Origin of the sequence: Nocardioides sp. NPDC101246 (genome assembly GCF_044767415.1) — a bacterium.
In the GTDB taxonomy this organism is placed as follows: domain Bacteria; phylum Actinomycetota; class Actinomycetes; order Propionibacteriales; family Nocardioidaceae; genus Nocardioides.
In genome coordinates this window covers 352,753-366,182 of the sequence record NZ_JBIWNX010000007.1, presented here as the reverse complement: position 1 = coordinate 366,182, position 13,430 = coordinate 352,753, and the positions used below count along the sequence as shown (strand labels likewise).

The window sequence follows — 13,430 nt, the reverse complement described above, 5'->3', positions numbered from 1 at the left end:
ATGGCCGAAGGCCACCGCGATAGCGGCGCCCGCAGGGCGTCCTTGACGCGGCGCCCGATCGAGAAACACTCAAAGACCGGGTCGGCGGCGAACCCCGAAACGAAACACAGTCGCTAAGCGAGCCGTCCCGAGCAAGAGAACCGTGTTGGTCTCGACACGCCTCCGCCTAGCGGCTCCGGCGGCTCGACCAGCGATGCGGAAGCGGCCCGACCACCGGTGCCGAAGCGGCTCGACCAGCGGTAGACGTCAGCGCCCAACGGCGTAACCCTGAGCCCCCCGAGCATTGGCAGCAGCAGAGAGCGTGCCGGTCTCCGGATCACGAGTGACCGCGGAGAGCCGCCCAAGAGACCAGTCGCCGCTGAGCTCGACAGCATGACCTCGACGCCGCAGCCCCTCGACGACCGAAGCCCCGAGACGATCTTCGAGCACCGCACCGCCAGGGATCCAGGTGCGCGGCCAGAAGGAGCCGGGGAAGGAGGTCGAGTGGAGCGCGGGGGCGTCGATGGCCTCCTGCGGCGAATAGCCGCCGACGAGAGTGCGCAGCAGGTAGAGCAGCTGCCACTGGTCCTGCTGGTCGCCTCCCGGGGAGCCGACGGCGGTGACGGCGCGACCCTCACGCAGGACGAGTGTCGGAGTGAGGGTGGTGCGCGGACGGCGGCCGGGGGTGAGGGTGGACGGCAGGCCGGGCTCGAGCCAGGTCATCTGCAGTCGGGTGCCGAGGCAGAAGCCGAGCTCGGGGATCGTCGGCGACGACTGCAGCCACCCGCCCGAGGGGGTCACCGCGATCATGTTGCCCCAGCGGTCGGCGACGTCGATGTGGCAGGTGTCGCCGCGGGTCACACCCTCGCGCGAGACGGTCGGCTCGCCGACACCGGACGCGGCTGCGGCCGGGTCGTAGGTCTCGCGCAGCGGCGGGAAGCTTGTCGCAGCCAGCCCGGGCCTGACCTCGGCCGAGGCGACATCGGTGATCAGGGAGCGGCGGCCGGCTGCGTACTCATGCGAGAGGAGGGTCTCGATCACCGCCGGATCGGCACCGTCGCCGTAGTGGGCGTCGCGGTCGGCGAAGGCGAGCTTGGTCGCCTCCAGGATGGTGTGCGCGCCGTCGGGGTTGCTCGGGTCGAGCAGCGCGTCGTCGAGCGGCTCGAGCAGGTTGAGGGTCTGCAGCAGTACCGGCCCCTGCGTCCACGGCCCGGCCTTCGCGATCGTGTGGCCCCGGAACTCGGTCGTCACCGGCTCTTCGTACGCAGCCGAGAACCCGGCCATGTCGGCCACCGTGATCACCCCGGAATGATCTGTTCCGGAGGAGTGGCGGTGCGGGGTGCGTACGAACTGCTCGATCGCCTCGGCGACGAAGCCGCTCCCCCACGCGGCCCGTGCCGCGTCGATGCGCTCCTCGCGGGTCGCGGCACCGTCACCGGCGGCCACGAGGCGATCGAGCACGGCGGCGTAGGCCTCGTTGCGGACCATCGTGTCCGGCTCCGGCGGCTCGCCGTCGACGAGCCAGTGGGCGGCCGAGGTGGGCCAGTGGTCGCGGAACAGGTCGGCCACGGCGGCGATCGTGGAGACGGCCCGGCCCAGGATGGGGTGGCCGTTGCGGGCGTAGTCGATGGCGTAGGCGAGCACCTCGCCCAGCTCCCAGGTGCCGTGGTCGCGCAGCAGCATCAGCCAGGCCTCGACCGCGCCCGGCACGGCAGCGGCCAGCGCGCCCGAGCCCGGGACCAGCTCGAGCCCCTCGGCGCGCATGTGCTCGACCGACGCCGCCGCGGGCGCCGGCCCCTGGCCCATCAGCACCGTCGGCGTGCCGTCGGCCGGAGCGAAGATACCGACCAGGTCGCCGCCCGGCCCGTTGAGGTGGGGTTCGACCACGTGCAGCACGAACCCGCCCGCGACCACCGCGTCGAAGGCGTTGCCGCCGCGCTCGAGCACCGCCTGCGCGGCGCCGCTGGCCAGCCAGTGCGTGGAGCCGACCATGCCGAACCTCCCCAGCAGATCGGGACGGGTCTTGAACGTGGCAGGAGGGGTGTAGGAGGACGACACGCCCCTCAGGCTACGAGCGCGTGTCGAGCATCCTGTCGTCGGCCCGACCCCAAGATAGGGTCACCCCATGAGTGCGCCAGCGGTCCGGGGCCGCCTGCAATGGTCAGTGGTCGTGCCGATCCTCGCCGTGGTGGTGCTGGTCGTATCGTGGCTCCGCCATGACCACTGGACGATCCTGGCCGTGGTGGCCGCGGTGCTGATCGGCGCGGTGCTGAGCGCGGTCCACCACGCCGAGGTCGTCGCCCACAGGGTCGGCGAGCCGTTCGGCTCACTGATCCTGGCGATCGCGGTGACCGTGATCGAGGTCGGTCTGATCGTGATGCTGATGACCAGCGGTGGCGACAGCACCAGCACGTACGCCCGCGACACCGTCTTCGCCGCGGTGATGATCACCCTCAACGGCATCGTCGGGCTCTCGCTCATGGTCGGCGCGCTCAAGCACGGGCTGGTCAGCTTCAACGCCGCGGGCACCGGCTCGGCGGTCGCCACCGTCATCGCCCTGGCCGGTCTCACCCTGGTGCTGCCGAGGTTCACGACCTCGGCGCAGGGCCCGCAGTACTCGACCTCGCAGCTCGCCTTCGCCGCGGTCGCCTCACTGGCGCTCTACGTCGCCTTCCTCTTCACCCAGACGGTCCGCCACCGTGACTTCTTCCTCCCCGTCACCAGCGACGAGCACGGCCGGATGACCGGTCTGGTCGACCTCGACAAGGACGGCCACGCGGACCCGCCCTCGGCGGGTGAGGCCGTCCTCAGCCTGACCCTCCTCCTGGTCTCCCTCATCTCCGTGGTCGGCCTGGCGAAGGTCCTCTCCCCCACCATCGAGAGCACCGTCAAGAGTCTCGGGTTCCCCTACGCCGTCGTCGGCATCGTGATCGCCCTCCTCGTCCTCGCTCCCGAGTCGATCGCCGCGGTCCGCAACGCCTCCCGGGACCGGGTCCAGACCAGCCTCAACCTCGCCTACGGCTCCGCGATGGCGTCGATCGGTCTCACCATCCCCACCCTCGCGGTCGCGATGATCTGGCTCACCGGTCCCCTCGAGTTGGGCCTCGAGCCGACCCAGATCGTGCTCTTGGTCATCACTGTCTTCGTCACCGGGCTCACCGTCGTCCAGGGCCGCGTCTACGCCCTGCAGGGGTTCGTCCACCTGGTCCTGCTGGCGTCCTTCCTGTTCCTCTCGATGCAGCCCTAGCCCGTCACGGGACCGGGACCTCCTCGAGACCGACCTCGAGCTTCGGGAACGAGTGGCCCTCGGCGTCCTTGAGCACGGTGTACTGCACGTCGACGTGCGGCTCGATCGCGCTGTGCTTGTCGTTGGGGGCGCCGATGACGAGCTGGAAGCCGAGGCCTCGCCAGGCGCCGATCGCGCGCCCGGTGAAGCGGGCGTCGGCCTTGATCAACGCCTCGTCGAGGAAGACCGGTGCGTAGCGCGGCCGGTCGGCTCCGGCATCACCGAGCTGGTAGCGCAGCGCGGCCCCGACGATGAAGGCGACCAGCTCCTGCGACTCACCGCCGGACTTCTCTCCGATGTGGTCGTAGAGGGCGACGTGCTCACCGCTGTCGGCGGTGACCTTCTCGGCGCTGACCCGAACGTGGTTGCGTACGTCGATCAGGTCGGCGAAGTCCGGTGCCGTGCGGCGCATGCGGTCGATGAGCCGCGACATCCGGTTGTAGGCCTGCTCCCGGGTGTCGTTGGTCGAGGCCTTCTCGATCAGGTCGCGCACCGCCCGGAGCTCCTTGCGGAAGCGGCCACGCACCGCCGACTGGCCCTCCTGGGTGTCGATCCGCAGCCGGTGGCCGTCGTCGTTGAACGGCAGCTCGGCGAGGATCTGGTTGATCGGGTCGATCCGGTCGCGGATCTCACGCACCGCCCGCGACAGGGTCGAGTCGAGGTTGGTCAGGTCGTTGCCCGACAGCTTGAGCAGCGAGTCGCGCCACTCGACCTCGAGCTCGTGCAGCCCGCTGGCCTGCAGCTCGTCGAGGAGACGGTCGAAGTCGGCGTAGGAGGCATCGGGGTCGGTGTGGAGGTTGGGGTTGGGCCAACGCTCGAGGAACGCCTCGAAGGTCTGGCGCAGCTGCGCGCGGGCGGCACCGATCGTCTCCTGCGCGGCGGCGCGGTCGGTGTCGAGACTCTCGCCCGCCCGGGCGAAGACGGCGTCGAGCTCGGCGAGCGCGTCCTCGCGCCGGCCGGCATCCTCACCGCCGGCCGCCTTGAAGAGCTGCTCGAGATAGTCGGCCTGGGCCGGGGCGACATCGGTGCCCGACCCGGCCGCGTCCTCCAGCGCGTCCTTGGCCCGGTCGACCTGCTCGACGACATCGCTCCAGCGCGCGTCGAGGTCCTTGACGGTGCTCTTGGCAGCGCCGATGCCCTCACGCAGCGAGTCGACCTTGGCGCGAGCGCTCTTCAGCCGCTCCTGGACGGTGGCGATCTCGGGGTTGTCGGCGGTGACCTCCTCGATCACCGCGGCCCACCGGTCGCGCTCCGCGGTGGCACCGGCGACGTCGACCTGGTCCCACGTCAGCGCGGAGACCGCCTTGAAGGACGTACGCCGCAGGTCGAGCTCCTTGATGGCGCGCTCGGCCTCGCCGACCGCGACCTTCGCCGCTTCCGTGTCTGTGCGGGCGGTCTCGAGGAGCTCGGTGAGCTCGGCGAGGCGGCGGGTGTTGGTGAAGCCGAGCACGTTGCCGCCACCGTGGCCGCCGTGGGCGCCGCGGGTGCCCTGGGAGACCTGGCCGGTGACGGCCAGGGCCATCCTGTGCTGGCCGAGCAGGGCGGGCGTCTGCACGCAGACGTAGCCGTGCCGCTCCGTCAGCCGCTTCTTGAGCCAGCCGGTGAACACGCCCCGGCGGTAGTCCAGGCGACCCGGCAGGGTGCCCTCGTCGAGACCGTGCCCGCCGTCCTTGAGACCGGTCGGGACTGCCTCGTAGCGGATCCGCGTGCGCTGTCGCACCGACTCGATCGCCGCGCGGAAGGCGCCGACGTGAGCGGCGTCGACCAGCATCGTGGTCGCGAAGCCGCCCAGCGCCAGGTTGAACGCCTCGCGCCAGGCCTCGTGCTCGGTGCGCACCTCGACGAGCTCGCCGACGAAGGGCATCTCGGCCGGGCTGAGCCCGGCCGCCTCCGCGAGCACAGCGCGGGCTGCGCGCAGCGGCTCGGGGATGTTGTTCTTCGTCTTCTCGGCATCGGCGAGGTCGCCCTCGAGCCGGCCGACCTGGCCGATCGCATCTGCCTCGGCCGAGCGAGCCGCCGCGTAGGCGTTGAGGGCGGTCGAACGGGCATCGTCGTCGACCAGGGCTTCTTGCGCGCTCGCCCGGAGGTCCGAGAACTCGTCGGGGGTCGTGGCCACCGCCCCGAGGACCGCCAGCTCCTTGTCGAGCGCCTCGCGGGCGCGACTTACGTTGTCCACCCGGGTCTCCGCAGACCTGATCTCGCGGGTGGCCTCCTCCAGGCGCCGGCCGCCGGAGGCGGCGACCGTGACCGCGAGCCCGTCGCGCTCGGACTCGGCGGCGTCGATGAGCGCCTGCTTCTCGGCCACCGCCTTCTCCGCGGTGCTCTTGCGGGCGCTGAGGTCCGCCTCCAGCTCGCTGAGCAGGTCGACCCGCTTGCCGGCACGCCAGAGCCCGGCGGGGGTGGCCTCGTCACCGAAGACACCGATCCCGTCGATCACCTCGAGCCTGGCGGCGGCGTCCTCGATCGCCGCCCGGTGCTCGCGGATCGGCGTGAGCGCACGCACCTGCTGCTGGGCGGTGACCATCCGGTCGCGGGTCGCGGAGAGCTCGTCGAAGTGGGCGACGACGCCGTCGGCGGTCTCGAGCGTCTCGGGCTCCTCGAGCACCATCTTCTTGTAGAGGTCGTCGACCGTGGTGATCTGCTGTCCCGCCTGGATCCTTCCCAGCAGGTTGACAGCCTTCTCCCCGTCTCCCGCGGCGCCGATCCCGAGCGCGGAGTGGATACGGGCGGTGAAGTCGCGGTCGGTGTCGATCGGGGTCAGCCCGACCTCGGAGACCGAGGTGCGCGTGAACCGGTGAGCGGCCGCCGGCTCCAGAGAGCGTACGTCGAAGCCCGCCTCGGCCACGGCACGGAGCTTGGTCACGTCGTCGAGGTTCTTGGCGGACGCGGGAACGTACCAGGCACGGACCGCGGTGAAGCGAGCGCCGGTCTGGTCCTCCCAGGTCATCGCGATCGCCGACCAGGTGTCGCGACCGTCTCCGCGCAGCACCCGGATCTTGGTGCCCTCGGCGGTCTTGGCCTCGTCGATCTTGCCGCGGGCGTAGGAGAGGATGTTGCGTTGGTCCTGGCCGCGCGGACGGCCCACGACCCCACCGTTGGAGGCACCGTTGAAGGGCGTCGTGTGGGGCATGATCAACGCGATGTAGGCGTCCATCAACGTCGACTTGCCCGACCCGGAGCCTCCGGTGAGCAGCGTCGCGGTCGGCGAGAAGCGCACCCGGTGGGCACCGTCGTAGCCGCCCCAGTTGACCAGCTGCAGCTCGCTCGCGACCCACTGCCGGCCGGTCGAGCGGGCCGGGATGAGGCCGAAGAGGCTGTCGATCATGTTCACTGCTGGTTCTCCTGGTCCTTCAGCCACGCCTTGAGCTCGGCGAGCTTCTCGACGCTCAGCACGATCTCGACGAGCGGCGTGATCCGGAAGCGGTCCTCGGACTCCTCCTCGATCAGCCCCTCGCGGGCGAGCCGTTCGACCGCCCGGCGGATCTCGCGGCGCGCGGCGGCGTCCCCGCTGGCGACGTCGAAGTAGGTGAGCACGCTCTGCTCCAGCTCGTCGGCGTCCACCCGTGCGGAGTTCTCCCCCGCGCCTCGCTCGCGCTGGAAGACGGTGCGGAGATGGACCAGCACGAGCGTCTCGGCACGCGAGTAGGCGTCGTCCTTGAGGAGCACCGGCACGTCCAGCTCCTCCGAGCGCACCTGCCGCTTGTAGGCGATGCCGCGGTCGTGGTCGACGACGAGCCGCACGAACAGGTCGTGGAGCCGCGACTCGATCACCGCCTGGTGATCGAGCAACGTACGCCACTGCCGCGGGCTCTTCTCCGCGGTGATGAACCGGCGGCGCAGCAGCTGGACCAGCACCCGGCGTACGTCGGCGTCGAGGACGCCGCGGTCGCCGACGAAGAGCTCGGTCGGGTCGTCCTCCATCGAGACGGGCTCGATGAAGCCCTCCGGCTCGCTGCCGTAGGCGACCGCCTCGGTCTCGGTCTCACTCAAAGTCGTTCCCCTCACCGTCTGCCTTCATCCTCACCTCGCCGAACGCGAACCTGCGGCGCACCCCGTCCGCGCGGACCGCCTCGATCGTGGCGATCTCGCCCGTCTCGTCCATGCCGCGCCGGTGGGCGATCTCGAGCAGCCCGAGCAGGTCGACCGGGCGCCGGATCTCCTCCGGTGCGGCCGCGAAGACCTCGGCGACATCCACCGGCTCTCCGGCGCGCGCAGCGACGTACGCATCGAGATGCGCCTCGATCGCCCGGTAGCCCGGCCCGCCCCAGGCCTTGGTGTCCTCGACCGCGCTCTCCACATCGCCCCAGTCGGCCAGCGGCGCCGGTGGCTCGGGCGGTCGCAGCTCGCCGACGGACTGGCGCAGGTGGGCGAGGTCGGCGACGGGCAGCCGGCGCAGCGGCTCGACGGACTCGGCCGGCCGCGAGGACGGCATCCACGCCTGGAAGCCGACCATCACATCGCGCAGCAGGTCGTCGACCTGCCGGTCGCGGGCCGGGTCGTGCGTACGCACCTGGGTGGTGATCACGTGGGAGGCGGTCTGCTGGGCGGCCAGCACCTCGGCGACACCGGTCTCGATCCGGCGTCCGACCGCGGCCAGCTCGGCGCGCTCGGGCGGACCCATCGCCTGCGTGAACCGGTGTCGCAGCACGGTGTGCAGGTTGGTGGCCAGGTCGTCGAGGCGCCGCGGGTCACCGACCATCCGCAGCGCACCGGCGAACGCCTTCCCCTCCGGGGTGGAGGCCATCACGTCCTTGCCGCGCTGCAGGTACTCGCGCAGGACCTCACCTGCCGGACGTACGTCCTGGCGCAGGTCGGTCACCACGTCACGCTGCATCGCCCGGATCGACTCGACCACCCGCGCGAAGTCGGCCGGGAGCTCGCGGGTCAGGTGGAGGATGTTCTCGGCCTGCTCCAGCAGGGTGTCGTCGTCGACGGTGTCGACGACGCCGGTGCGGTCCAGGCGGGCGATCTCGGCGCGACGCTCGGCGATCTCCTCGGTCAGCCGCGCCACCCGGGTCAGCACGTCGGGGTCGGCGTCGAGGGCGAGCCGCTCGACCGCCTCCAGCAGCGTCCTGACCCGCGACTCCGAGACCCGCGCCCGCGACCCGCTCGCGCGTCCGGCGATCTCCAGGGCACCCACCGCGTGCGCGGAGAGCCGGTAGACCTCGTCCTCGCCCTCGATCTGGCGCAGCAGCCACCCGGCGCGCACCCACTGACGGCACAGCTCGCGCGCCGTGCCGACCGGGAGCATCACCTCGCCCCCCTCGCCCTCGGCATGGCCGGTGGCCCGGAGCCGGTCCAGCATGTCGCCGATCTCCGCGTGCGCGTCCACGACGGGCACCGCGGCCCGCTCGGAGGTGAAGGTCACCGAGAGCACCGCCACCACGAACGGCGCGAACCGTCCGTGCAGGAGGTCGAGCATCGGGTTCTTGAAGGCGGCCAGAGCCCCGGCGTACGCCGCCTCGACGCGAGTGTCACTCATCGGCAGATACCGTACGTGGCAGCACCGACAACACCACAACCTTCATCACACGCGCGGACGCGCCGAGAATTCGGTTGCCGCCTACCGCATAGTTATCCCATGCGGGTTCGTCCTTTTCCTGTCGTAGTGGCCGTGGTGGCCCTGATCGCACTCTCCGGCTGCGCCGGCAACTCAGAGAGCCCGGAGTCCGCCGCGAAGGGCGAGTCCGCCAGCGCCTCGCCGTCGGTGAAGCCCCTCGCCGCCGAGATCTCTCCCGCCGACGGCGCCAAGGACGTCCCGGTCGACAAGCAGGTCACGGTGACCGCGACCTCGGGCGAGTTCACGAGCGTGAAGGTCGCCAAGCCGGACGGACGCACCGTGCCCGGCTCGCTGTCGGAGGACAAGACGACGTGGACCGCCAACGACCTGCTCGACCCGGCGCTGCGCTACACGGTCACCGCCACCGGCGAGACCGGCACGGTCACCAGCAGCTTCACCACCCGCTCGCTCTCCCTGGCCCAGCAGACCTTCGCCACGATCGTCCCCGTGGACAAGTCCGAGGTCGGCGTCGGGATGCCGGTCGCGGTCTACTTCGACATCCCGGTCAAGGACCACGCCTCCTTCGAGAAGCGGATGCACGTCACCTCCACTCCGGCCCAGACCGGGTCGTGGCACTGGGTCTCCGACACCGAGGCGCGCTACCGTCCGCAGGTCTACTGGAAGCCCGGCACCACCATCAAGGTCGACCTCGACATCAACGGCGCCTCCGCGGGCGCCGGCGTCTACGGTCAGCACAGCCGCTCGGCCAGCTACAAGGTCGGCGACGCCCACGTCTTCAGGGTCAACGCGCAGACCCACCGGATGAAGGTCTTCAGCAACGGCAAGCTGCTGCGTGCGATCCCGGCGACCACCGGCAAGGCCGGCTTCACCACCCGCTCGGGGATCAAGGTGATCTCCGAGAAGCACCGGGTCAAGGAGATGCGCTCGGAGACGATCGGCATCTCCGACCAGGGCTCGAGCGACTACTACTCCCTCGACGACGTCGAGTACGCCATGCGCCTGACCAACTCCGGCGAGTTCATCCACGCCGCGCCGTGGTCGACCGGCTCCCAGGGCTACGCCAACGTCTCCCACGGCTGCACCGGCATCTCCACCGACAACGCCGCCTGGCTCTACGGCCTGGCCCGCATCGGCGACATCGTCGAGACCACCGGCACCGACCGGAAGATGGAGTGGGACAACGGCTTCGGCGACTGGAACCTGTCCTGGGCCGAGTACCAGAAGGGGTCAGCCCTGCGCTGACTCCGGTAAGGCCGTCGTCATGACCGCCAACCCGTCCAGATGACGCGCCAGGCCGTACTCGAACAACGTCTCCAGGTCCGGCGCGGCATCCTCGGAGACGGCCGACAGCAGTGGGTACCTGGTGCTGGTGAGCACCTCGCGACGCCGGGCCCGTTGCATCCGCGACCAGCGGCTCAGGCTCAGGCCGCTCCTCCGCTCGGCCGCGGCCTCACGGGCGTTGGACAGGGCGACGGTGACCACCAGGCCGTGCAGCGTGAGCGCCTCCTGAAGGCGTACGTCCATCGGGAGCTCGAGCTCGTCCAGCGCCCGCAACGTCCACTCGGTGTGGTCCATCATGTGCGGGACGAGGTTGGGCCGGGTGAACGAGACGACCTGCGGCAGCCACGGGTGGCGCGAGCACAGGCGCCAGTGCTCGCGCGCGACGTGCTCGAGCTTGGCGCGCCAGCCCCGAGGGCCGTGCTCGGGCAGGGCGCAGTCGCCGAAGACGAGGTCGGCCATCTGGGTCAGCAGGTCGTCCTTGCCCGTGACGTGGCGGTAGAGGGACATCGGACCGAGGTCCAGCCGGTTCGCGAGGCGGCGCATCGACAGCGTATGGAGACCATCGGCGTCGGCCATGTCGATGGCGGCACGAACGATGCGCGTACGCAGCATCTCCTGTTCCTCTGACCCGGGCCGTCGTTCGAGTGAGGCACCCGACCGCGCGGTGACCACCGTGCCCGATCCCACCGTCGTCTCCACGAGCCCCTCCTCGCGCAACGCGGCGGTCACCTTGGTCGCGGTGGCCACCGCGACCCCCCAATCTCTCGCGATGGCCCGGATCGACGGCACCCGGTCGCCGGGACGCAGCTCGCCTCGGGCGATGCGTGCACCGATCTCCGCGGCGATCACTCGGTACGGCGGATCAAGGCGCTCCGAAGGCGGCATCACGGCTCCGATCTGGGTCGGCTGGACCGGTCGGCTCGGCCCGGCGTACTAGTTCACTTCGAGACCAACACTAGTGCACTTTGTCGCGTTATCCCTTGCTATAGGGCTTCCGGCCGTGAATACGGTGTACGCAGCACACCCACACCAAGGCAGTCACCACGAATCGAAGGGAGCACGAATGAGGAACCGCGACGTTCTCGTGACGGGAGGCGGGATCGCCGGGACGGCACTGGCCCATCTGCTGCGCCGATACGGGTTCAGGCCGACGGTGGTGGAGCGCTCGCCGGGACCGAGGACGGGTGGTCACGCGATCGACATCCGTGGGACGGCCCGCGAGGTGATCGAGCACCTGGGCCTCGTACCCCAGGTCCGTGAGCGCCTGCTCGCTGCCCGCGGCATGGCCTTCGTGGATGAGCGCGGGCGCCGCCAGGCCAGCTTCGACCCTGACGTGTTCGGCCCTTCGGGCGGGCCCGCTGCCGAGTGGGCGCTGCTGCGCACCGATCTGGCCGGCATCCTCTATGAGGCGACCAAGGACGACGTCGAGTTCGTCTTCGACGACGCGATCACAGAGGTCACCCAGGACGGGGACGGTGTCACCGTCGCGTTCGAGAAGGGGCAGAGCCGGCGCTTCGACCTCGTGGTCGGCGCCGACGGCGTCCACTCCGACCTGCGTCGGATGATCTTCGGGCCCGAGGAGCGCTACGTCCACGACCTCGACTCCTACCTGTGCCTCTACTCGGTCAGCTCCGCGACGGAGCACGACTGGCAGCTGATGTACACGATGCCGGGCAGCGGAGGCCGCCCGGGCCGCACCGCAGGCATGCGGCCGCTCCCGGGCACCGACCGGGCCCTGACGGCCTTCTTCTTCCGGGGCCGCGGGTTCTCCTACGACCGGCACGATGTCGAGGCCCAGAAGCAGATGGTGGTGCGTACGTTCCAGGACGCTGGTTGGGTCGTGCCTCGCGTGCTGCCGCAGATCTGGGACAGCCCCGACTTCTACTTCGACCGGGTCGAGCAGGTGCAGATGGACACCTGGTCCAGCGGCCGGGTCGTGCTCGTGGGCGATGCCGCCTACTGCGCATCGCCGATGTCGGGCATCGGCACCAGCCTCGCGCTGGTCGGTGCCTACGTGCTCGCCGGCGAGCTGGCCAAGGCGGACGGCGACCACCGAGTCGCACTGCCCGCCTACGAGACGGGGATGCGCGGTTTCGTCGACCGCGCCCACGTCTTCGCCCGCACCTCCGGCGACGGTGGCCTGATGCCGGACAGGCCCGCCCAGATGTGGCTGCGCAACCTCTCGATCCGCGCGATGCGGTTCCTTCCCAGGCGGCTGGTCGGCCGCGGCCTGGAAAGAGTCGCCGACACGGTCTCCCTCGCCGACCACGCCGCCCCGTGCGCCGACCGACCGCTCACCGGGGGAATGACCGGCCGATGAGCACCTCCTCCACTGCCGTCGTCGCCGCCGCGCCCCTCCACGGCCGACTGCGGGCCGCCTGGACGCTCGCACTGATGACGACGCTGTGCGCCGAGCTGACCTTCACCGCCGTCGCCGTCCCGGCGGCCTGGATCCTGCTGCCGCTCCTGCTGGTGATGTACGGGGCCGGCGTCCTCCTCATCCGGGAGGCGACGGTCCGTGTCGGCGGCGGCTGGCCGAGCCTGGTGGCGCTCGGCGTCGCGTACGAACTGGCCGAAGACGGACTGGGGCTCCGGGCCCTGACCAGCCCGGACATGTACGGCGCCGCCGACTGGGGTCTGCGCACCCTCGGTGTCAACTGGACATACTGGGAGTCACAGCTCGGGGTCCACGTCGTGCTCAGTGTGCTTCTGCCCGTGATGATCACCAACATGCTCTTTCCACGCTTCCGGGGACGCGCCTACCTGCGCACCGGCGGGCTCGTGGTCACCGGAGCTCTCGCGGTCCTCGGCGTGGTCGGCCTCCGGGTCGTCATCGCCGGCACGGAGGACCCCGGCTATCACCTGCCATGGGGATGGGCCGCGGCGTACGTGGTGCTCATCGGGGTGCTCGCCTGGGTGGGTCTGCGAGTCCTCCCCCGGCGCCACGGCAGCGCCCGGACCGACCGGACCGTCCCGGGCCGCTCGGCGCCTCGCCCGGTGGTGGTCGGCCTGGTGTCGGGCTGCCTGACCATGGCCTTCCTGACGACGCTGCTGCCGCTCGGTCTCGGCCCGGTCCTTCTCTTCGGGGACGCGATGGCTCCGTGGTTCCGGCTCCTCGCCGGCGCGGCGATCGCGATCGCCGCCGGATGGCTGGTCGTACGCTGGCGCGGTGGCGCGGGCTGGGACGACCGACACCGGCTCTGGCTGGCCGGCGGGATCCTGGTCTCCCATACCGCGTTCATGATCCCCGCCTCGGTTCTCAGCGTGTTCCTCGGCCTGCTCACCATCGGCCTGGAGCTCGTGCTGCTGATCGCCTTCGGCCGGCGGCTCCGGCGGCGAGGACTCGTCGGCACTCGGTGATCT

At 70.9% G+C, this 13,430-nt stretch carries 9 protein-coding genes and 1 pseudogene; 4 read left to right on the top strand and 6 right to left on the bottom strand.

All coding sequences use genetic code 11. From position 1 onward, the window contains the following. Positions 1-246: 246 nt before the first annotated feature. On the bottom strand, positions 247-1,971 hold the full coding sequence (locus ACIRON_RS15860) for a gamma-glutamyltransferase family protein (RefSeq protein WP_402993255.1): 1,725 nt from the start codon (positions 1,969-1,971) through the stop codon (positions 247-249). Between the two features lie 133 nt (positions 1,972-2,104). Here ACIRON_RS15860 and ACIRON_RS15855 point away from each other — a divergent pair, with 133 nt between their 5' ends. Then, a complete protein-coding gene (locus tag ACIRON_RS15855; protein WP_402993231.1) occupies positions 2,105-3,226 on the top strand; it encodes a calcium:proton antiporter in 1,122 nt (373 codons plus the stop codon). A 4-nt stretch (positions 3,227-3,230) separates the two neighbouring features. On the opposite strand, the gene ACIRON_RS15850 is transcribed toward ACIRON_RS15855, so the two are convergent. From ACIRON_RS15850 to ACIRON_RS15840, 3 genes are read right to left on the bottom strand one after another with little or no spacing between them, the layout of a single operon-like run. Further along, the gene (locus tag ACIRON_RS15850) at positions 3,231-6,590 is read right to left on the bottom strand and encodes an ATP-binding protein (RefSeq protein WP_402993253.1); all 3,360 of its coding nucleotides are present in this window, start codon (positions 6,588-6,590) and stop codon (positions 3,231-3,233) included. A 2-nt stretch (positions 6,591-6,592) separates the two neighbouring features. Then, positions 6,593-7,255 (bottom strand): DUF4194 domain-containing protein, encoded by a 663-nt coding sequence (locus ACIRON_RS15845; RefSeq protein ID WP_402993229.1) that lies wholly within the window; start codon positions 7,253-7,255, stop codon positions 6,593-6,595. After that, positions 7,248-8,747 carry a DUF3375 domain-containing protein gene (locus tag ACIRON_RS15840; protein ID WP_402993227.1) on the bottom strand — a complete coding sequence of 500 codons (1,500 nt, stop codon included), beginning with the start codon at positions 8,745-8,747 and terminating at the stop codon, positions 7,248-7,250. Before ACIRON_RS15840 ends, ACIRON_RS15845 begins: the two co-directional genes overlap by 8 nt. 99 nt (positions 8,748-8,846) lie before the next feature. Between ACIRON_RS15840 and ACIRON_RS15835 the strand changes: the two genes are divergently transcribed. Beyond that, entirely contained in the window at positions 8,847-10,028 is a 1,182-nt protein-coding gene (locus ACIRON_RS15835; protein WP_402993225.1) for an Ig-like domain-containing protein, read from the top strand. Here the strand turns inward: ACIRON_RS15835 and ACIRON_RS15830 are convergent. Both ACIRON_RS15830 and ACIRON_RS15825 read right to left on the bottom strand, forming a co-directional pair. Further along, on the bottom strand, positions 10,014-10,679 hold the full coding sequence (locus ACIRON_RS15830) for a TetR/AcrR family transcriptional regulator (RefSeq protein WP_402993251.1): 666 nt from the start codon (positions 10,677-10,679) through the stop codon (positions 10,014-10,016). The two genes, ACIRON_RS15835 and ACIRON_RS15830, sit on opposite strands and share 15 nt — an antisense overlap. A 114-nt stretch (positions 10,680-10,793) precedes the next feature. Beyond that, positions 10,794-10,952, bottom strand: a pseudogene (locus tag ACIRON_RS15825) (GntR family transcriptional regulator); the annotation flags it as partial. A 178-nt stretch (positions 10,953-11,130) separates the two neighbouring features. Here ACIRON_RS15825 and ACIRON_RS15820 point away from each other — a divergent pair. Then, a complete protein-coding gene (locus ACIRON_RS15820) occupies positions 11,131-12,387 on the top strand; it encodes an FAD-dependent monooxygenase (protein ID WP_402993223.1) in 1,257 nt (418 codons plus the stop codon). Further along, a complete protein-coding gene (locus tag ACIRON_RS15815) occupies positions 12,384-13,427 on the top strand; it encodes a hypothetical protein (RefSeq protein WP_402993221.1) in 1,044 nt (347 codons plus the stop codon). The genes ACIRON_RS15820 and ACIRON_RS15815 overlap by 4 nt, the downstream gene beginning before the upstream one ends. The last annotated feature ends 3 nt before the right edge of the window (positions 13,428-13,430 follow it).